At 42.0% G+C, this 20,217-nt stretch carries 16 protein-coding genes; 9 read left to right on the forward strand and 7 right to left on the reverse strand.

The annotated features are described in order from the left end of the window. The first annotated feature begins 5 nt into the window (after positions 1 to 5). The 5 genes from H8Z77_RS02910 to H8Z77_RS02930 are packed head-to-tail and all read left to right on the forward strand — an operon-like array spanning position 6 to position 5,640. Positions 6 to 788: a CBS domain-containing protein gene (locus H8Z77_RS02910; protein WP_186996140.1), complete on the forward strand. Its 783-nt coding sequence runs from the start codon at positions 6 to 8 to the stop codon at positions 786 to 788. Next, the gene (locus H8Z77_RS02915; RefSeq protein WP_186996141.1) at positions 785 to 1,951 is read left to right on the forward strand and encodes an N-acylneuraminate cytidylyltransferase; all 1,167 of its coding nucleotides are present in this window, start codon (positions 785 to 787) and stop codon (positions 1,949 to 1,951) included. Before H8Z77_RS02910 ends, H8Z77_RS02915 begins: the two co-directional genes overlap by 4 nt. Next, positions 1,948 to 3,381 carry a lipopolysaccharide biosynthesis protein gene (locus tag H8Z77_RS02920; RefSeq protein WP_186996142.1) on the forward strand — a complete coding sequence of 478 codons (1,434 nt, stop codon included), beginning with the start codon at positions 1,948 to 1,950 and terminating at the stop codon, positions 3,379 to 3,381. The genes H8Z77_RS02915 and H8Z77_RS02920 overlap by 4 nt, the downstream gene beginning before the upstream one ends. After that, a complete protein-coding gene (locus H8Z77_RS02925) occupies positions 3,365 to 4,558 on the forward strand; it encodes a polysaccharide pyruvyl transferase family protein (protein WP_186996143.1) in 1,194 nt (397 codons plus the stop codon). The genes H8Z77_RS02920 and H8Z77_RS02925 overlap by 17 nt, the downstream gene beginning before the upstream one ends. Beyond that, a complete protein-coding gene (locus H8Z77_RS02930) occupies positions 4,555 to 5,640 on the forward strand; it encodes an LCP family protein (protein ID WP_069988648.1) in 1,086 nt (361 codons plus the stop codon). Before H8Z77_RS02925 ends, H8Z77_RS02930 begins: the two co-directional genes overlap by 4 nt. 503 nt (positions 5,641 to 6,143) lie before the next feature. Here the strand turns inward: H8Z77_RS02930 and H8Z77_RS02935 are convergent. From H8Z77_RS02935 to H8Z77_RS02945, 3 genes are all read right to left on the reverse strand, one after another. Then, entirely contained in the window at positions 6,144 to 8,024 is a 1,881-nt protein-coding gene (locus H8Z77_RS02935) for an ABC transporter ATP-binding protein (protein ID WP_436231575.1), read from the reverse strand. Next, positions 8,014 to 9,753, reverse strand: coding sequence for an ABC transporter ATP-binding protein (locus tag H8Z77_RS02940; RefSeq protein ID WP_069988652.1), 1,740 nt, complete (start codon positions 9,751 to 9,753; stop codon positions 8,014 to 8,016). Before H8Z77_RS02940 ends, H8Z77_RS02935 begins: the two co-directional genes overlap by 11 nt. Before the next feature lie 153 nt (positions 9,754 to 9,906). After that, a complete protein-coding gene (locus H8Z77_RS02945) occupies positions 9,907 to 10,401 on the reverse strand; it encodes a MarR family winged helix-turn-helix transcriptional regulator (protein ID WP_069988654.1) in 495 nt (164 codons plus the stop codon). A 641-nt stretch (positions 10,402 to 11,042) separates the two neighbouring features. Between H8Z77_RS02945 and H8Z77_RS02950 the strand changes: the two genes are divergently transcribed. Beyond that, positions 11,043 to 12,122: a polysaccharide pyruvyl transferase family protein gene (locus H8Z77_RS02950; RefSeq protein WP_186996145.1), complete on the forward strand. Its 1,080-nt coding sequence runs from the start codon at positions 11,043 to 11,045 to the stop codon at positions 12,120 to 12,122. A gap of 362 nt (positions 12,123 to 12,484) precedes the next feature. On the opposite strand, the gene H8Z77_RS02955 is transcribed toward H8Z77_RS02950, so the two are convergent. The 4 genes from H8Z77_RS02955 to H8Z77_RS02970 form a co-directional block, all read right to left on the reverse strand. Further along, positions 12,485 to 14,947 carry a transglutaminase TgpA family protein gene (locus H8Z77_RS02955; RefSeq protein ID WP_186996146.1) on the reverse strand — a complete coding sequence of 821 codons (2,463 nt, stop codon included), beginning with the start codon at positions 14,945 to 14,947 and terminating at the stop codon, positions 12,485 to 12,487. 18 nt (positions 14,948 to 14,965) lie between these two features. Next, on the reverse strand, positions 14,966 to 16,111 hold the full coding sequence (locus H8Z77_RS02960; RefSeq protein ID WP_186996147.1) for a DUF58 domain-containing protein: 1,146 nt from the start codon (positions 16,109 to 16,111) through the stop codon (positions 14,966 to 14,968). An 11-nt stretch (positions 16,112 to 16,122) separates the two neighbouring features. After that, complete coding sequence (locus tag H8Z77_RS02965) at positions 16,123 to 17,055, reverse strand: AAA family ATPase (RefSeq protein ID WP_186996148.1); 933 nt, start codon at positions 17,053 to 17,055, stop codon at positions 16,123 to 16,125. A 321-nt stretch (positions 17,056 to 17,376) separates the two neighbouring features. Continuing rightward, entirely contained in the window at positions 17,377 to 17,910 is a 534-nt protein-coding gene (locus H8Z77_RS02970; protein ID WP_186996149.1) for a hypothetical protein, read from the reverse strand. A 361-nt stretch (positions 17,911 to 18,271) separates the two neighbouring features. Between H8Z77_RS02970 and H8Z77_RS02975 the strand changes: the two genes are divergently transcribed. Genes H8Z77_RS02975 through H8Z77_RS02985 form a run of 3 tightly spaced genes read left to right on the forward strand, consistent with a single transcriptional unit; the run spans position 18,272 to position 20,119 of the window. Next, positions 18,272 to 18,742: a helix-turn-helix domain-containing protein gene (locus H8Z77_RS02975; protein ID WP_186996150.1), complete on the forward strand. Its 471-nt coding sequence runs from the start codon at positions 18,272 to 18,274 to the stop codon at positions 18,740 to 18,742. After that, positions 18,739 to 19,497, forward strand: coding sequence for an ABC transporter ATP-binding protein (locus tag H8Z77_RS02980; protein ID WP_186996151.1), 759 nt, complete (start codon positions 18,739 to 18,741; stop codon positions 19,495 to 19,497). Before H8Z77_RS02975 ends, H8Z77_RS02980 begins: the two co-directional genes overlap by 4 nt. Then, positions 19,481 to 20,119 (forward strand): ABC-2 transporter permease, encoded by a 639-nt coding sequence (locus H8Z77_RS02985; protein ID WP_186996152.1) that lies wholly within the window; start codon positions 19,481 to 19,483, stop codon positions 20,117 to 20,119. Before H8Z77_RS02980 ends, H8Z77_RS02985 begins: the two co-directional genes overlap by 17 nt. Positions 20,120 to 20,217 lie beyond the last annotated feature (98 nt).

A 20,217-nucleotide genomic window follows, 5' to 3' on the forward strand; every position in this document is an offset into this window, starting at 1 on the left:
TTGGAATGAACAGCAGGCTAACAGATTATCTGGTGGAACCCACCGATACGCTGCTGGAGGCGTTACAGCGGATTGACCACAACACCAAAGGCTTTTTAATCGTAACGGATTACCATCTCAGAGTGTTGGGAACCCTCACGGATGGAGATATCCGCCGCGCGCTCATCAAAGGGGCGTTGGTGGGGCAGTCAATTCAAGGGGTTTATCAAACCGCCTGCAAAAGCCTAAAAAATACCCAGCCCATTTCAGTTGCCGGAGAGCTGTTCAAAAACCAGTCGATTGATTTTATCCCGATTGTGGACGCCTACGGCCATCTGGTAAACATCATCACCAAAAAACAGATGCACGCTCTGCTGTTACAGGATATCCGAGCGGATCTGAACTATGACTTTTTCCAGCTGGATGAAGGCGTTGTGGATTATGAGGTGTATCACCGTCCTTGGGGATTCTACAAAACTACCGTACTCAACGATTTTTACCAGTCCAAAATTATCTCGGTGAACCCGGGGGAACAGCTCAGCCTCCAATCTCACAATCATAGGGAAGAATACTGGATTGTAGTCCATGGGAAAGGGATGGTGCAGATAGGGGAATCCTATCGGAACGTGCGCTGTGGCACCACGTTGTTCATTCCCAAAACCTGCAAACACCGGCTTGCCAATCTGGATAAAACCGAATCCCTGATCCTCACCGAAGTGCAGATTGGGGACTATTTCGGGGAGGATGACATCATCCGCTACCAGGATGATTATGGCAGGGAAACCATACAAAAAGAGGGTTCTATATGAATATCGCGTTAATTCCAGTACGGGGTGGAAGCAAATCCATTCCCATGAAAAACATCAAGCCAATCTGTGGGAAACCATTGGTTTACTGGACCGCGAAAGCCGCCTGCCAGTGCCCCCAGATTGACCGTGTTTATATTTCCACCGAAAGCCAGGAGATCAAACAGGTGGTGGAACAGTTCCAAGCCAAAGAACCACAACTGTTCTCCAAACTGGAGGTGGTGGGCAGGAGCGAGGAAACTGCCACCGATACCGCCTCCACCGAATCGGTGATGCTGGAATTTGCCCAACAGCACGAGTTTGAAAACATCGCCCTTGTCCAGGCAACATCCCCCTTGCTGTCCAGCCAGGATTTGACCAACGGGTTCCAGGCATTGCAAACAGATGGCACGGACAGCATTGTTTCGGTGGTACGGCAAAAGCGGTTCCAGTGGAAGGTAAACAACGGGTTTGCCCTGCCTACCAACTACGATGTATTCCAGCGACCCCGCAGGCAAGAATTTGAGGGGTATCTGGTGGAAAACGGGGCGTTTTACATCTGTTCCCGGGAGGATTTGCTTCGCACCCAAAACCGTGTTTCCGGAAAAATCAAGGCGGTGGAAATGGATGAGGACAGTTTTTTCGAGGTGGACGAACCAAGGGATTGGGCGATTGTGGAAGCATTGATGCGGAAAAACAACCCTGTTCTTATCAGGCGTCCTTCCAATATCCGTATGTTCCTCACCGACTGCGACGGCTGCCTGACCGACGGGGGAATGTACTACTCCGAGCGGGGGGACGAGCTGAAAAAATTCAACACCCGGGACGGCATGGGGTTTGGGATGCTACGGGAAAAAGGGATTATCACCGGTATCATCACCAGCGAGGAAGTAGAGCTGAACCAACGGCGGGCGGATAAATTGCGGCTGGATTTTTTGGAATCCGGCTGTAAGGATAAGCTGGCCGCCATCCAGAAGCGCTGTGAGAAATATGGAATTTCTCTGGAACAAGTGGTGTATGTGGGGGACGATATCAATGACCTGGAAGCGATACAGACTGTTGGCTATGGCTGCTGCCCTTCTGACGCCATGCCCTGCGTACAGCAGGCGGCGGATTACATCGCCTCCGCCAAAGGCGGGCAGGGCGTTATCCGGGAGATTGTGGAACAGTTGTTGGAGGAGCCATGAGCCAGGATAAAAATATCGCTTTTCAAGCGGGGCTGTGGTATGTGGTTTCTTCGGTGATGGTCAAGGCGGTGTCGCTTCTCACCACCCCGATTTTTACCCGCATCCTATCCCAGACCGATTATGGCATTACCGCCACCTTTAGTTCCTGGTACGCCCTGCTCCTTACCTTCTGCACCTTAAACCTGACGTACAGCATCGGGCGTGCCAAATTGGATTTTCCCGGTAAGCTGGAGGAATACATCAGTTCCATGCAGCTGCTTTCCGCAGTAGTAACCGGAGGAATTTCCCTGGTACTGCTGGTGTTTTTAAAACCGGTCTCCCGTTTTTTAGAGCTGGACCCATTGCTGGTGGTGCTGTTGGTAGTCTACCTGTTTTTTTCCCCGGCAATTGCCTTTGTGCAAAATGGGTACCGCTACCAGTACCAGTATAAGCAGAACATCGCCATTGCCTGGTACACCGCCTTGACAACGGTAGCCATCTCTTTGGTATTGGTACTCTCTGTGGACAACAACAAATATATTGCCCGGGTGATCGGGATTATCCTGCCCACAGTGGCGCTTTCTGCGGTATTTTGGATACGCTCCCTGTGGAAAGGTCAGATCCGTTTTCGTCGGGAATATTGGAAGTATGGTTTGGCGCTTTCCGGTCCGCTGGTGGTACATACCATCTCCATGAATATCCTTTCCCAGTCTGACCGGCTGTTTATCTCGAAAATCTGTGGGCCGGAGGTGACGGGGCTGTACAGCTTATCCGCCAATTACGGGCTGTTGCTCTCGATTGTGACAAACGCTGTGGCGGAAGGCTGGCTGCCCTGGTTCCACGACAATTATTTTGCCAGGAATTTTGACGCCATCCGTAAAAACGTCAAGCCGGTTATTCTGCTGGGGTGTTTTATCGGGTTGGCATGTATCGGGTTTGCCCCTGAGGCAATCCGGATTTTAGGCGGGGAACAGTATGCGGAAGGGATATGGTGTGTGCCTCCGATTGTACTGGGGATTATCTGCCAGTACATCTACACCCATTATGTGAATATTGAGATGCACCTGAAAAAAACCAAATACGTTTCCAGGGGGACGATTTTCGCCGCGCTGCTCAACATTGGGCTAAACGCCATTTTTATTCCGCTATTCGGATATATCGCGGCAGCCTACACCACATTTGCCAGCTATACCGCCCTGCTGTTCATCCATTTTTTCATCACCCGCCGCATCCTCAAGGTCAGGCTGTATCAGGATTCCTTCCTGTTCCTCTCCCTGGGGGTGACAACGGTTGTTTCCGGTATGCTCATGTTCAGTTATACTAGGCCGTTGCTCCGTTACCTGCTCATTGGTATCGGTTTTATTCTCTTTTTATTTGTGTTCCGGAACCATTTGTTCCAGTTTTTCAAAAAAATCAAATCCAGGGAGGGAAACCATGGAACTCATTCCTAAAATCAAACGGTTTGCCTATTACAGAGGGCGGGAAATCTACCATCCCATCCGCAACCGGCTATACCGCCTCAAAGAGCGGAAAATTGGAATTTCCCCCAGGTATACCCATGTGACCTATGATGTCGCCGGCAATGTAGGGGATACTGTCCTGTCTCAGTGCGTGCGGAAAACCTTCGAGCTGGATTCCCCAAAAGGGTGGAATATCCAAACCGTCAGCCAACCAGTCACCCAGGAGGTGGTGGAACGGATCAATTCCACCGAAAAACTGATTATCGGCGGAGGCGGGTTGTTTTTGCCGGACACCAACCCCAACAGCAAAAGTGGATGGCAGTGGGCGATTTCCCCTCAGTTGCTACAGCAAATCCAAGTGCCCATTGTGGTGTATTCGGTTGGATTTAACAATTTTAGGGGGCAAAAGAACAACATTGCGTTTGTGGAGAACCTAAAACTGCTGTTACAAAAAGCCGAATTTGTAGGATTGCGGAACTATGGCAGCATCCAAGCAATCCAAAACCTGGTGGGGGAACCCTTCGGTTCCAAAATCCAATACCAGCCTTGTACCACGACATTGATCCGCAAGCTGTACCAATTGCCCAGGAAACAACAAACCGGAAACATCGCCCTCAATATGGCGTTTGACCGGGAGGAGCTGCGGTTCGGCGCGAACAAGCGGACAATTCTGGAACAGGTGGCAAAGGCGGCAAAAGCCCTGGAGCAAAAGGGGTACCGGCTGTATTATCTCCTCCATTGTGAGGTGGATGGCAAATTTGTGGAATATCTCCAACGGGAGGGGGTCAGATGCCAGGTGGTCAACGCCGCTTTCTGGCTGCCCCATAAGCTGATTTCGTTTTACCAGAGGATGGATGTTGTGCTGGGGATGCGGGGACACTCCCAAATGATTCCTTTTGGCTTAAACTGTGCCCTGATATCCCTGGGCACCCACGATAAAATGAAGTGGTTTTTGGAGGATATCCAGGCAACTGACTGGTATGTGGAACTGACTGCGGATGTGGATCACCTTGCCCAGCGGATTGTGGCCAAGTTTGAACAGGTGTATGAGCGGAACCCAATGGAAACATGGGATAGGCTACTTTCCCAACAGGAACGGCTTTGGCAGATCACAAAAAAGAACCTGGCACAAATTGAAATAGATTCATCTTCAAGGAGGAAATCATGAGCAAACAGGAAACGAAATGGAAATCTGGCTTTATCGGGGTATTACTGATCATCCTCGCTTCGGTGGTAGGGGTGTTTGGAGTGGTATATGGGTATTACCATTCCAAATTGTCCCTGATGCAGTACAGCGACGGGACGGTATCCCAAACCGAACCCATCGACCCCACTGCCAGTGAGTTCCAGGACGGCGCTTCCGAGATGGAGCAGCTCACCTCCGGTTTGGAGCAGCAGGATACAGTAAAGGCGGAAGGGGAGATTTTCGGCTCGGAGGATGTGTTCAACATCTTGCTCATCGGAACAGATGAACGCAGCGAAACCTTCAGCAATAACGCCCGTGGAGATACCTGCATGCTGCTTTCGGTGAACAAAAAGGATGGCAAATTAAAACTGGTGAGTTTTGAGCGGGCAACCGCCGTCCCCATCCTGGCAGGGCAGTACAAAGGGCAATATGATTGGCTTACCCACACCTTCCGGTATGGTGGAGCAGACCTGATGATGCGGGAAATCCGGGAATGCTATAAAATCGATGTCACCCGTTACATCCGGGTGAATATCAGTACCTTTATGGAGGGGATTGACGCCGTGGGAGGGGTTACCATCAGCCTGAGCCAGGCGGAATCCGATTATATCAACTATCCTCAAGGAACCTATGCGGAAGACCACATCCGGGAGATGGGGATTGCCAACCAGGTACAGAGGGTAACACCGGGGGAAAACCATCTGAATGGGGCAACCGCCATGCTATACGCCCGCTGCCGGTATATTGACAGCGATTGGAGACGGGTGGAACGGCAACGCACCGTGATCCAGGCGGCCATGAATCAGGTAAAACACTTAGATCTACTGGAATTGAACAACCTGTTAAACCGGGTTCTCCCCCTGGTACAGACCAATTTAAAGGAATCCGAAATTACCAGCCTTCTGATGTTAGCACCCAAATATGTAAAATCCCAGACAGAGGAGATGACCGTCCCAGTATCCGGCACCTATGGCAGTATGAAAGGGATGGGTGGCAGGAGTATGTATGCGGTAAACTTTAATGAAAACGCCAAAATTCTAAAAAAATTCCTGTACGGGGAATAAAAGATTACAGATACACAAAACCTCCTCTGTTGCGGTAATAGCCAGGGGAGGTTTCCTTGTCTGTCTTTAAGCTTAACAACCCACCAGGGGTAGATAAAAAAGCCTTTTTCAGCTTACATAAAGCTCGTCGTTAATACTGCTCTTTTTCTTTCCTCGGTAAAACTGGGGGATTTTTCTTCGTCGAAAGACATCAATCAAAACCACCAGTTGAACTGGTGGTATGCACTAGCCCTAGAAGGGCATTTTACTGGCGGGCATCTAAAGACGCACTGAACATTCTTTCACTGCTCCGCCGCCCGTAAACGGGCACTTATGCTTCTTTCCGAGCTTGATAAACTTGCTAGATTGCTTGTTAGTAGCTCGCTTCGCTCGATACTTGAAGCGAAAGCTTTTTTACGAGGCACCTCCACCGGCATAGCCGGTGGTTTCCCTAATCAACAAAAACAGCACCATCTAACAAAATAGATGGTGCTGTACTATCAGCCATATTGCTGTTTTTATGGTTAGGATAATTCCAGTTTTCCGGTATATAACTGGTAATAGGTTCCCTTTAGCGACAACAGTTCGTCGTGGGTACCACGTTCGATAATCCTGCCGTGTTCCAGTACAATAATCGCGTCGCTGTTCCGGATGGTGGAAAGCCTGTGGGCGATGACGAATACAGTACGCCCCTTCATCAGGTTATCCATCCCTTTCTGTACAATGCTTTCGGTACGGGTATCGATACTGGAAGTAGCTTCATCCAGGATTAAAACCGGTGGGTTCGCAACCGCTGCCCTGGCAATGGCAAGCAACTGCCGCTGCCCCTGAGAGAGTTCCTCGCCATCCCCGCTCAGCATAGTCTGGTAACCGTTTGGCAACATGTTGATGAACTGGTCCGCATGGGCAAGTTTTGCGGCTTCATATACTTCCTCATCGGTGGCATCCAGTTTGCCATAGCGGATATTATCCATAATGGTACCAGTAAACAAGTGGGTATCCTGTAATACAATTCCTAAAGAGCGACGTAAATCAGCTTTTTTGATTTTATTAATGTTGATATCATCGTAACGGATTTTCCCATCCTGTACATCGTAAAAGCGGTTGATCAGGTTGGTGATGGTTGTTTTCCCTGCGCCGGTTGAACCAACAAACGCCAGCTTTTGGCCGGGTTTTGCGTAGAGTGTCAGGTCGTGGAGGACAATTTTATCGTCGGTGTAACCAAATGTCATATCATAGAACCGCACATCGCCTTTTAGCTCGGTATAGGTAACCGTACCATCGTGGTGAGGGTGTTTCCATGCCCATACACCAGTGCGTTCCGTACATTCTGTCAGGGTTCCATCCGCTGCTTTTTTAGCGTTTACCAGGGTAACATAGCCGTCATCGACTTCTGGTTGTTCATCGATCATTTGGAAAATACGTTCCGCACCAGCCAACGCCATGATGATGGAGTTAAACTGTTGCGCTACCTGCATAAACGGTTGGGTAAAGCTTTTGGTGAATTGTAGGTAGGAAGCCATTACCCCAAGGGTGATGCCCCCAATTCCCGCAACCGAGAGGGCGCCGCCTAATACAGCGGTCAGAACAAACTGCAGGTTTCCGATGTTGCCGATAATAGGCCCCATCATGTTGGCGAAACTGTTTGCATTGGATGCGCTGACATAGAGTTTTTCGTTGAGCTGGTCAAATTCTTCTTCTGAAATCCGTTCATGGTTAAATACTTTAATAACCCTTTGGCCATTCATCCGTTCTTCCACAAATCCGGTTACATCCGCAATATCCATCTGTTGTTTAATGAAGTATTTTCCGCTTTTACCACCGATTTTTTTGGTGACTAATATCAGGATACCAATCATAACAACGGCAAGGATAGTCAACAGTGGACTGAGTACCAACATTGAAATAAAGGTAACAACAATCGTAATAAGGGACATTAACACCTGTGGCAGCGCTTGGGCAATCATCTGGCGGAGGGTATCGGTATCGTTGGTGTAAAGGCTCATGATCGAACCGTTGGTGTGCTGGTCAAAATACCGGATAGGGAGGGTTTGCATGTGTTCAAACATATCGTCCCTGACCCGTTTTAATACACCCTGCCCAATATTAACCATTAAGCGGGTATAAACAAAGGTTCCAATTACGCCTAATAAAAAGATGGTTCCCAGTACAGCCAAGGCCATATATAGTTCCCTAAAGTTTGGGTCGGTATTGCCAATCAAAGGTACAATAAAATCATCCAACAGGAATTTTAAAGAGAGAGAAACCGAGATTGAGGCAATCGAGCTGATAATAATACAAATAAATACTGCAACCAAAGCAACCTTGTGTTTTCCAGTTACATATTTTAAAAGCCGTTTTGCGGTTTTTAGGTTGTTTTGGTAGCTTTTTGCTTTATTTTTCATCATCCTCACCTCCTTTTACTTGGGACAGATATACTTCACGGTAAATTTCATTGGTTTTTAGCAGTTCTTCCGAGGTGCCAATGCCATTGATTTTTCCATCATCCATGACGATGATCTGGTCCGCATCCTCTATGGAAGAAATTCGCTGGGCAATGATAATTTTTGTGGTGTTTGGAATTTCTTCTCGAAATGCTTTCCGGATTAAAGCATCTGTCTTAGTATCAACCGCACTGGTAGAATCGTCTAAAATTAAGATTTTTGGCTTTTTTAGCAATGCTCTGGCAATACAAAGCCGCTGTTTTTGTCCACCGGAAACATTGTTACCGCCTTGCACAATTTTGGTTTGGTACCCTCGCGGGAATTCCTGTACAAACCCATCTGCCTGTGCCAGTTTACAAACACGCTGAACCTCTTCATTGCTGGCGTTTTCATCACCCCAGCGGATGTTGTCGTAAATCGTTCCGGTAAACAGTACATTTTTCTGTAATACCATGGAAACTTGGTCACGCAGGGCTTCCAAATCGTATTCCCGTACATCAACACCGCCAACTTTTACCGAGCCTTTTGTCACATCATACAATCTTGGGACCAGCTGTACCAGAGTGGATTTTGCGCTTCCGGTTCCACCGATAATCCCGATGGTCTGACCGGATTTAATATGCAGGTTCACATCCTTTAAGGAAAGGTTTCCGCCTTCTCCAGCATAGCTGAAGTCCACATGGTCAAAGTCAATATCCCCATTTTTCACGGTTTTTTGTGCGTTAGGCTGGTTCTGCATTTCTGGAACTTCGTTGAGTACTTCTTTAATACGGTCAGCAGAAGCCTCTGCAATCATAATCATAACAAATACAAAGGAGACCATCATCAACGACATAAGGATTTGCAGTGCATATACAATCACGCTAGTTAGTTCACCAGTCTCCATGGTTTGGAAGATGATACTTTTTCCTCCAATCAATACCATTAGCAGTACAACCGCATACATGGTAAACTGCATAACAGGGGAGTTCCATGCGACAATTTTTTCTGCTTTGGTAAACAGATTAAATACAACTTTGGAAATACCGTGGAATTTTTCAATTTCATAGTCTTCCCGCACATATGCTTTTACTACTCTGGAAGCGTTTACATTTTCCTGTACCGAGTTATTCAACACATCATATTCATCAAACACTTTAATAAAGTGGGGATGTGCCTTTTTAGCGATGAAAATCAAAATTCCGCCTAAAATTGGAATAGTAATCAACAGAATTAACGCAATTTGAGCGTTGATGGTCAGCGTCATAATCAAAGAGAGGATAATCATAATAGGCGCCCTTGCCATCAAGCGTATGGTCATCATGTATGCCATTTGTACGTTGGTAATATCGGTTGTCATCCTGGTAACCAACCCGGATGTGGAGAAATGGTCGATGTTATGGAAAGAAAAATCTTGTATTTTGTAAAAGATATCGTGTCGCAGATTTTTTGCGAAACCAGCCCCAGCTTGTGCTGCTAACCTTCCGGCAACTGCGCCAAATATTAATGCTAACATTGCCATTACAACAAGGATAATCCCCATTTTAATAATGTATGGCAGATTGCCGTCTCCGGCCATCCCTACATCAATAATTTTTGCCATCTGCAATGGAATTAATACTTCCATTAGTACTTCTAGAACTACAAAAACAGGCGCTAAAATAGATTGTTTTTTGTATTCCCGTATGGATTGAAAGATTGTTCGTTTCATTTATTCCTATACCTCCTATACGCTATATTTTTATAGAATTTCTGTAACTTCAAATATGCTTTAAAGAGTATTGTCTAAAAATTTCTATTAAAAAAATCGTTTCAGTGCTAGTTTATCAAAGGTGGTGTTAAAGCATTTTTGGCGGATTCATCTTTAATACCCTTGTTTGGTACCAATATTAGAAGATTCCATTTTATTTTCATTTTTCGAAAGATTATAAAGCATTTGACGCAATACATCCATCCCAATGGTAAAATCTGTGTCAGATATCCCTTCCCGTAATTGGGTTTCCATCTCGTTGATATTTTCTTGGATAACGCTGCGTATCGCTTCTGCCTTTTTGGTAGGGATAATCTTTTTCAGTCGGGCATCCTGTTTGACGCTTTCCCGTTGGATAAAACCGTTTTTCTCTAAAAGCTGTAACATTCCAGAGGCACTGGAACGACGTATTTTAAAATTTTCCTCAATATCTTTTTGGTAAACATCCCTAGTTAAAGATTCCATTAAGATGTATTCCAAAACATGTTTTTGAGCTGTTGTAAGGCCGCAATCCACTTCGTTTATAAAACTTTGACGTTTTAATTGATGGGAGAGCATGTGAATCAGTCTACCAGCATGGTTTTTATCATCAATATTCGATTTTACCATTTATTTTTCCTCCATTTTGTTAGGAACCTATCTGTTAGATACCTAACATATCATCCTGTTCTCCATTATAAGGGAAAAATTTTTTATTGTCAATCCTATGTTTTATTTTTTGGTTAATTTTCAGTTTTTTCTTTTGATTTGAGCCAGTTAATTTTTCTAAAATGTCCAAACAAATTTCTAGTTATGGAAACATATTCGAAAAAACTTGAGCATAAAAAACAGTTCTGTTATAATAAACAAGATATAATTGGAATAAGACAGAACCCTTATGTATGACCAATATAGCGAACAAAATCACAATCAGGATTGACCGGTTGAAGTGATTGGGTGTAATGGAATACCACAATACAAATTAGTGGTAGTGTCAACAATTCCATACCACAGTACTATGTGATGAAAAAATACGGAAAACCAGGTATCTTATTGTCAAGTGGTTTTATTGTTGTAATCCAAGATATCAATTGCTGTAATTTGCAATAAATGTATACCTTTTCGTTCAACTGAAAAATAGGAAAAATAAGCTTTAAAATCCCCAAAAAAACAGTCTATGTTAGACAATTTCCCTTTGAGGGAAAAAGTATGAATATTCCTTATTTTGGAATACTAAATATCTCAACAAGAAAAAAGGAGAAATGGCATAATTGAAAAAAGTATATATCCATGCGTATATGGCAGGAAATCTAGGAGATGACCTGATGGTAAAACTGTTGTGCAAACGGTATCCCAAAGTAAAATTTTTTGTGTTTGCGGATGAATCCTATCAACACAGGTACCAGGATATAACCAATTTATCTGTTATTGCACCACCAAACAAGACGGTTACCTTTCGAGACGGTATTTTCAAAAAGACTTGGAACCGAGATGATATAGTTCGCGGTTCCGATGCGGTTGTTCATATTGGTGGGTCTGTATTTGTACAACATTTTGATGATTGGAGCAATTTTTATCAGGCAGATTCTCGCTTAGTTCGGGATAGTAAAAAAATATTTGTAATTGGTGCGAATTTTGGCCCTTATGAGAATCCAGAATACTACCAGCAGTATGAACAACTATTCCGCCAATATACAGGGATTTGCTTTCGGGACCAGTATTCAAAAAATTTGTTTCCAAATCACAATAATATCACTTGGGCACCAGATGTTGTTTTTAACTACCAACCAAAGCATCGTCCACCTACAAAAAAACAAGTTTTGATTTCCGCTATTGACCTCAAGGATAGGGGAGGGAAGTACAGCATTTGCCAATATCAAAAGGACTATGAAACTTTCCTTCAAAATCTTGCAATTTGTTACTTGAAAAAAGGCTATTTGGTTCAATTTGTTTCCTTCTGTAAAATGCAAGGAGATGAAACCGCAATCCAACGGATGATAGGAAAAATTCCATCCGAATATCAGGAAAACCTGTCCACTTATTTTTATGATACTAACTTAGAAGAATGTTGCTCGCTGTTTTATGAGTCGGAAATTATAGTGGGGACTAGGTTCCATAGTATTATTTTAGGATGGCTTGCAGGGAAAAAAGTGCTGCCTATTATCTATGATTTTAAAACCAGAAACACTTTGGCAGATGTACCAAGCCAGTTCGTATTAGAGTTACATGACTTAAAAACAATAGACCCACAGCAGATGGCAGACCAATTAGAGCAAATGCCACCTTTCCAGCCAGATGAACTCATACAGCAGGCCTCAAAACAATTTGCGGCATTAGATCAAATTTTGTAGAATATAATAATACTAGTTTGAAATTTATCCTTCCGTGATAATTTTCTTTATCATTTACAAATAAAAAATAAAAACCTCCTAGAATAAAAATACTCTAGGAGGTTTTTGTTATATAGCTTAAATTGGAAAAAACCACTAATAGTATTGGTCAATAAAAGAATTTTGACACCCCCTGCATGTTTTATGGCAGAGAGTTTTCTGTATGACGATTGTCCATTTCTATGTTATGGAACAAGGGGTATCAATAGTGGAACTCTTGGCAGTATCCTTTTAGAACTTTTTTGATGTGAACTATCATATTGCTGTTTGGAAATCAGTTGAAAGATGATAGTTCTTAATATATCTTTTATGGACCAATTGCGTCAAAATAGCCCTTTCCAATATTTCGCCATAAACTGCTTATAAAAGGGGAGCTGTTCGTAGAGTTTTCTTTCTAAACGATGGGTATAGTCTAAAATGGAATCTAATTCTTGTTGAGTTATGGTATGTTGGCTAAACCTTGCTTTTAATACTAGTTGATACAGGTTTGTTGGCATTCGTTTAGAAATATCAGCTTTTGGTGTGTGGAATTGGATCATTTTTTCGATATATTGATACGCACCTAATACTGCTTTATTCCTATCTGGTTGGAGAAGTTGTTTTTTTCGATGAGATACTTTTACTTTTCGGTTCGTAATCAATCCTATTGTACTTAATAGGAAAATAACGATTACGATTGCATATGGTATAAAGCCTTTCCAATGGATTCCCTTTTCCTGTTCTACTTCCATTTGAATCCCTGGGGAAGGGCTTGGAGTTTCGGAATAGGTAGAAGAAGATGTATCCTGCTCTTCGGGCACAGTATCAGAATAATATTGTAAAGAAGTATTATTGTTGTTGCGATTATCTGTCCCCGGCGTTGCCTCTATCGGAATCCATCCTATGCCACTGGAATAAATCTCTACCCAAGCGTGGGCACTGGAGTCCGGAATATTATACCAACCGTCTTTATTTTGGGCATTCGTAGGGGATACAGTATATCCTTCCACATATCTTGCTGGTATTCCAGCCGCCCGGAACAGTGCAGTAACAGCGGAAGCAAAATGTCGGCAATATCCCTGATGGTTTTGGAATAAAAAATATGTAATAAAGTCTTCCCCTTCTGGGGTATCTCCTGGAGTAAGAGTATACCGGTTGGAACTGTGGACTAGCCGCAGTACATCCGAAATGAAACGGGAATCCAGTTCCCTAGATGAACTTTCCAGTCCATTTTGTTCCAGATATTGGAGCAATTCGTTTCGAAGATGTTCTGGAAGTTGGGTATAGGTATCGGATACAAAATTGGTATATTCCTGTACTGTTTGGATTGTGTCTACCGCTTGACTACTAAAAATTCCAGTATCATTGATTTCGTCCGACCATCTCCAATTATCCTTTTGTTCCACACTCCAATCTTTATGATTGAAATGATACTGCTGCATTACAGAACTGCTTTGTATATTGAGTTGATAGGCAATACGGTCATATAGGGTAAGATTTTCTGCGTCATCTTTTAGGTCAGGGTAATAAGTAACCTGGTATTCTTTTATTCCTAACCCTTTGGCGCGGTAAAATCCATCTTGCACCGGTTCCATCCGTTCCAAACCATCATTGTGGTTGCTAATCCCATATGGCAAATAAACACATTTGGAATTGACTGCAATATTTTTTATTTCCATCTGTTGATTAATACGGCCGATTTCGTCTCCCATAGGCAAGTTTTGTATCAACTGTTCTGAAAATAACTGCGCTTGTGGAAGCCCTTCTGGATAACGGGATAATTCCTCTCCTTCTAACAATCGCCAGCCATCCCCATCATAAACACTGCCCACAAATCCTTTTAAATAGGTTCTTGTTTTAATACTATCGGATTTTACCTGTAATACAGTGTCTCCTGTATACTCAATATTTCCACTTGTTCGCAAATTTACGTAATTGGTGGCATTTCCTACTTGGCCACTTTTGGAGAACAGGTTGGAAAATGTGGTAGAAACTTCTTTTAATTGAGTTTGCAAGTTATCCCAAATAGGAGCTCGTTGATAACTTTCACTGGGAAAGCAGGTGAAAATCGCAACCATACAAGCAGAAAATACCGCCACAATTGAAATTGCTGCTGGATGGATATAATTTCTTCCCCCAATCCGGCTTTTTTTCCGTTTTCCTTTTGTATTTTGAAACAATATTCTTCCAAACAAAAGGAAAGCCCAAAAGCAAAGCAGCATACCTACCGCAACTAAGTTAGGCATGATATTAAAGATTAATGCCGCACCAATAAATGGAATTGTAAGTAGAACAGCAACGATAGTGTGCTGAAATTGGGTAAGGAAAAAATCCAATAAAAGCACCATAAAAAATGCTAGGAAAATCAAAGTAACGGTACAAAATAGTTGCTGTTCTTGTTCCGATATCGAAAGGGAAAAAACAAAAAACTGGTATTTGGAATTTTCCATGTAGGTGGAAACAATTCGGTTATAAATACACAGGATACCATTTTGTACATAGGAATGGAATAGCAATACAGATAGCATCCCTAAAATAGTGATTCCTGTTACAATCCATAATTTAAACCGTTTCTGAATCATAATCCATGGAAATACCATTACAAAAATCAAGGTAAAAACGGAGAATAGTGCCCAGTCCAACGGGATGGAAAATGCGGTTAAGAAACAGCCAAACATTCCACCTACCCCTAATAGGCTTAATAATAGATAAAATAGATAACGGGAAACAGGGGAAGGCTCCTTTTGTGATGTTTCTATCTTCCCTAATAATAACCCTGGCTTTGTTTTGGTCAATTTGTGTTTCATCCCTGATTTCCCCCTTGGCTATAGTAAAAGCTGCAATAAACTTGTTTCTAATTGGGATGGGTTTACGAGAATCCGTTCCCATTCCGTTGGCAATTCCTTTACGGTTTCATTGTCTACTTGCAGCACAGTGCGGCGGATATTCGGGGCAATCTCTGAAAACTGTTCCATCAGTTTGAGATCAGGCTGCCCACAAAGATAAAGTAAATGGGAGATTCCATTCCCTCCGTTGCCCATTTGTTCTAGTAAAGATTTTCCTTTTTGCTCCTTGACGGAAAACAAGCAGGATAATGTCACAGTGAGGTTTTCTTCGTCCGAAATTGGCACAAAAACAGGCCCTTTATTTTCTTCATACCAAGCAAAAGAATATTCCAATTCATTCTGTTGGCAAAAATTAAGCATAGAGGTCACGATATCCATCATATCATCTAGCATTTTTAGCGGGGTTCCTGCTACTAAAAACAAAATACGAGCAGCAATTGGCAAACTGTATTCCTTTACCATCAATTCATCCATTTTGGAGGAAAGTTTCCAGTGTATCCGATGGACTCGGTCCCCTGGATGGTAAGGGCGGATTTCAAATACCTGAGCTGGATCATCTCCTGGCTTTTTCGTAGAAAAACGGTCGCTTTCCATATTCTCTTCCAGTTGGGGGCCTACTTCCAAGGAAAGAGGAACTATGGCTGGCATCACAAGGAAAAACCGGCGTTCTGGAAGTTGTTTTTTTCGGAAATAGAATAGCCGTAAAGGGTCATAAATCCTTACTTCGCGGATATGGACAGAAATTCTTCCACAGTGAGTAGATGATATTGGTTGTTGTAAAACCTGTGTTTTTCTTCCAGCAGGCAGCAGCAAGGTTTCCTGGCTGGTTTCCTGAAATAGTTGGTTTTCTACTTGAAGGGTAATACGAACTGGAATTGGTAAAAACGCCCATCGGTTTTTCACTGAGAGCTGCAGTGTTGCCTGTTCCTCCCGCTTTACAATCGAATGAAACAACTGGAACGCCAGTTCTACCTGGTTTTTTTCTATCAAAAGCAATAGCAAGGAGATTACAGGAAGAATGAGGAAAAATATCAGTACAAAAAACGAAAGATATTCCTTTAAAAAGATAATAAACAAAATCATGGCCAATAAAATTAGGCCGTAGGTGAAACGGTTTTTCCACATAAAACCACCCCTTATACCAATTTTGGAGCTGGGGTAGATTTTAAAATTTCCTGGAGTAAGCTGTGTTTGGTAGTACCCTCTACTTTAGCTTGGGCATTTAACACTAGCCTATGTTCTAAAACATCATATAAAATCTGTTCTATATCTTTGGGAACTACATAATCACGGTTATTGATCCATGCCGCTGCACGGGAAAGCCGAACCAAGGCAATGGAACCACGTGGGCTTACCCCCATACGGATGTGGGGGTGGTCTCGGGTTGCGACTACCAAACGCGCGATATACTCATAGATGGAATCATCTATATGAACTTCTTCTACCTGTTGCTGCATCTCCAATAAATCAGAAGCGGTTACAACACAATGGACTTCTTCCAAGCCAGATTTTCCTTTTAACCGCTTTAAAATCTCCACTTCGTCTTCCAACTTTGGATACCCTATGGAAAGGCGTACCATAAAGCGGTCTAATTGGGATTCAGGCAACAATTGGGTGCCAGCGGAACCCATAGGGTTTTCGGTAGCGATAACAGTAAATGGCTGAGGAATTTCCCGGGTAATTCCATCTACAGTCACACTCCCTTCTTCCATTGCCTCCAGCAAAGCACTTTGCGTTTTGGAGCTAGTACGGTTGATTTCATCCGCTAAAAATAGATTGCATAAAATTGCTCCAGGCTGATATTCCATTGTTCCAGTATCTTTTTGATAAACCGAAAACCCAACTACATCAGCAGGCATAATTTCTGGTGTAAACTGGATTCTCTTATAATCCAATTCCATCGCTTTGGAAAAAGCCAGTGCCATTGTTGTTTTTCCTACCCCTGGATTGTCCTCTAATAAAATATGGCCTTTTGCCAAAATCACCATGAGTATTTTTTGGATAACATCATCCTTGCCCAATACCGCTTTTTTTATTTCCTCTATGATAGCAAACGCTTTATCCCGCATGGTTGTTCCTCCTTTTCATTTGATAGAAACGAAAAAATAAGTAGAATATTGTCGAAAATCAAAATAAAAAAATAATACTGCCTTATCCTTTCAACAATCGCATCTCTTTTTTATAAACCCAGTCTTGTTCAACGGATATATCATGAATTCATTACCTTTATTATACAATACAATCCACTATTATTGTCAATAGAAAAAAGATATTTTCTATAAAAATTTTATAAAATGTAATCAACAAAACTGGAAAAATGACAAATTGAATTTCTTTTCATGGAAATGATATCATTTTGTAATCATTAAAAAGATAAAATACGTTCCATATTAATATCCATATGCTAACAAAATATTACCGTATTCATCTTCAATATGGCACCTAATTGGTGTTGGATTATCCTCATACTCATAAGGATCTGTGCCTCCACTACCAAAATAGGCATATCCTAATTGCTCTTTCCCATAAACCAGCCAATTTTTGTATGGATAATAATAAGCGGATTTATCTAAAAAAGAATCCACCCTTGCTATCATTTTAGTTCCTTTGATTTCTACAACATGCTCTGGTTCATAGGCAAAAGCGCTTATCATCGCCCCAAAATATAGCACAGCCCCGCCAATAATCAGCATAAAAGGAAGTAGTATGGTAGCAATTGAGCGGTGGTTACAGTTTACTTTCCACCAGATTGCCCCTAAAGCTACAATAATATCAATCCCTAAGCAAACTACAATGCAAACCATTAGCCACATTCGGAGCTGTAAACCAAAAACCCCTAAAATAGCATTTGCTGCAATCCCCATAATTGGAAATACAAGCAAGGTAATCCCCACACCCCAATATATTTTTTTAGAATCTTCCATCTTTTCTTCCTCCATTTTTCAGTGCTTTAAACATTGACTTTTTCGATAGCATAACAAATCAATACGAACCCTTTTTAAATTGGATTCAAATAAGTTGTGAATCCAAATCGAATAGAATGTAAATAAAATAATGGGCAACTTTTTTTCTAATATTATCCATTCTTAAATGACAGAAAAAAGTTTATTTGAATGAAACAAGTAGTGCGGTATGTTATCAGAATGAAGTATAGATAGTTTGGTAAATTCTATTTTGCTTATCATGATAGAAAGTACCGCAATAAAAACAAACATTTTTTGTTAAGGACAGTTGGTAGAATTTCTGATACAATACGTTATAATAATGGCAGGAGGTTTGAAAAATATGAAAAAACAATCAAATTGTATTTCTCAAAATTTAACCGCTTTGCGGCAATACCATAAATATTCCCAGGAAGAAGTGGCGGAAAAAATAGGAGTATCCCGACAGACAGTAGCAAAATGGGAAGCGGGGGAAACTATGCCAGATCTCCTCAATTGTGATGCACTAGCATCGCTTTATGATGTATCGCTAGATGATTTCATTCATTTTAATCCAAAAGAGGAACAGATGCCGATTCCACCCAAGGGAAAACATCTTTTTGGTACGGTTAAGGTTGGTGAACGGGGGCAAATTGTTTTGCCAAAAAAGGCGAGAGAGGTTTTCCATATCAATCCAGGAGACCTTTTGGTGGTGTTAGGGGATGAAAATCCAGCAAGTGCTGGTATCGCCTTAATTTCAGGAGACACCATCCTACAGAATATCGCTTTTTTAAAAGATATCCTCGACACTGATGAAAAGGAGGAAATTCCATGAACGAATTGCTTCGAGTGGAACATCTTTCCAAACATTATCCAGGTTTCACTCTAGAAGATGTTTCCTTTACCTTAAAACCTGGCCATATTATGGGGTTGATTGGAAAAAATGGAGCTGGAAAAAGTACAATTTTAAAATCTATTTTAAACATAGTACAACCGGAATCTGGAACCGTAACCATGATGGGACAGAACTTTTTTCAAAAGGAACAGCAATGGAAACAAAAAATTGGTGTTGTATTTGGAGGAATTGACTTTTATCCATTAAAAAAACTTTCCTCTATTACCTATGTGACTAGAAAGTTTTATTCAGAATGGGATCAACAAAAATATGAAAATTACCGGAATCAATTTGCTTTAGATGAACGCAAACAGTTTAAGGCACTATCCAATGGTATGAAAGTAAAATATTTGTTAGCTTTGGCGCTTTCTCACAACGCTCAGCTTTATCTTTTCGATGAACCCACCTCAGGATTGGACCCCATTTCACGGGATGAGATTCTACACATTTTTACTCGTATCGTCAAGGATGGAAAACGGTCTATTCTTTTTTCCACCCATATCACTTCAGACTTGGATCGTTGTGCTGACGATATTACCTATATCCAAAATGGGCATGTATTAAAAAGCACAGATAAACAGACGTTTCTCCAATCATTTCATCATTTAAAAGAACCTGGAGATAGGAATCCTTTGACTTTGGAGGAAATTATGTTGAGGACAGAAAGGAGAAACTTGGATGAAACTTCTTTATAAAGAATTGGTTTTAGCAGCCCATCCAACCTCTCTCATATTCGCTTTGCTGGGATGTCTTGTGATTGTGCCATCTTATCCTTATACCGTTATTTTTATGTTTGGCTGCTTAGCACCTTATATTACTTTTTTATATGCGCGGGAAACCAATGATATTTGGTATACCGTTATCCTCCCTGTAACCAAACGGGAGGTTGTGATGGGAAAATGTATGTTGATTCTCTCAATCCAGCTTTTTCAACTATTGATTTCCATTCCATTTGTTTTCCTCAGGAATGCTGTTGGTATGCCAAACAATGTGGTGGGGATGGATGCTACAATCGCTTGGTATGGTTTCGGATTGATTATCTATGCCATATTTGATTTTATCTTTTTTACTTCGTATTATAAAAGTGGATACAAAGCGGGAAAATCTTTTGTAATCGCTGCGTTACCTATGGTTCTGCTTATGATAGCGGTAGAAACTTCTGCTCATATTCCTATTTTCTCTTGGTTGGACAGTTATGCCTTGCAGGATTTGCTATTACAAACCCCTATTTTAATGATTGGTATCCTGTGTTATGTGGTATCTCTGTTTTTTGCATACCGAATCTCAGCCAAACGATTTGAAAAAGTGGATTTATAAAATGATACAAACTGAAAGATAAATGTTATGATGGATTCTCCAATAAAATTTATTTTATAGAATCCATCAAACAAATGGCTTTTGTGATGAAAAGCATA

Origin of the sequence: Clostridium facile (assembly GCF_014297275.1) — a bacterium.
In the GTDB taxonomy this organism is placed as follows: Bacteria; Bacillota; Clostridia; order Oscillospirales; family Ruminococcaceae; genus Massilioclostridium; species Massilioclostridium facile.

Bases quoted from the DNA above. Each gene is read 5' to 3' on its own strand.
- H8Z77_RS02930 (WP_069988648.1), top strand. From the start codon at position 4,555: ATGAGCAAACAGGAAACGAAATGGAAATCTGGCTTTATCGGGGTATTA.
- H8Z77_RS02915 (WP_186996141.1), top strand. From the start codon at position 785: ATGAATATCGCGTTAATTCCAGTACGGGGTGGAAGCAAATCCATTCCC.
- H8Z77_RS02980 (WP_186996151.1), top strand. From the start codon at position 18,739: ATGAACGAATTGCTTCGAGTGGAACATCTTTCCAAACATTATCCAGGT.
- H8Z77_RS02970 (WP_186996149.1), bottom strand. From the start codon at position 17,910: ATGGAAGATTCTAAAAAAATATATTGGGGTGTGGGGATTACCTTGCTT.
- H8Z77_RS02910 (WP_186996140.1), top strand. From the start codon at position 6: ATGAACAGCAGGCTAACAGATTATCTGGTGGAACCCACCGATACGCTG.
- H8Z77_RS02955 (WP_186996146.1), bottom strand. From the start codon at position 14,947: ATGAAACACAAATTGACCAAAACAAAGCCAGGGTTATTATTAGGGAAG.
- H8Z77_RS02935 (WP_436231575.1), bottom strand. From the start codon at position 8,024: ATGAAAAATAAAGCAAAAAGCTACCAAAACAACCTAAAAACCGCAAAA.
- H8Z77_RS02960 (WP_186996147.1), bottom strand. From the start codon at position 16,111: ATGTGGAAAAACCGTTTCACCTACGGCCTAATTTTATTGGCCATGATT.
- H8Z77_RS02975 (WP_186996150.1), top strand. From the start codon at position 18,272: ATGAAAAAACAATCAAATTGTATTTCTCAAAATTTAACCGCTTTGCGG.
- H8Z77_RS02925 (WP_186996143.1), top strand. From the start codon at position 3,365: ATGGAACTCATTCCTAAAATCAAACGGTTTGCCTATTACAGAGGGCGG.
- H8Z77_RS02985 (WP_186996152.1), top strand. From the start codon at position 19,481: ATGAAACTTCTTTATAAAGAATTGGTTTTAGCAGCCCATCCAACCTCT.
- H8Z77_RS02965 (WP_186996148.1), bottom strand. From the start codon at position 17,055: ATGCGGGATAAAGCGTTTGCTATCATAGAGGAAATAAAAAAAGCGGTA.
- H8Z77_RS02920 (WP_186996142.1), top strand. From the start codon at position 1,948: ATGAGCCAGGATAAAAATATCGCTTTTCAAGCGGGGCTGTGGTATGTG.
- H8Z77_RS02945 (WP_069988654.1), bottom strand. From the start codon at position 10,401: ATGGTAAAATCGAATATTGATGATAAAAACCATGCTGGTAGACTGATT.
- H8Z77_RS02940 (WP_069988652.1), bottom strand. From the start codon at position 9,753: ATGAAACGAACAATCTTTCAATCCATACGGGAATACAAAAAACAATCT.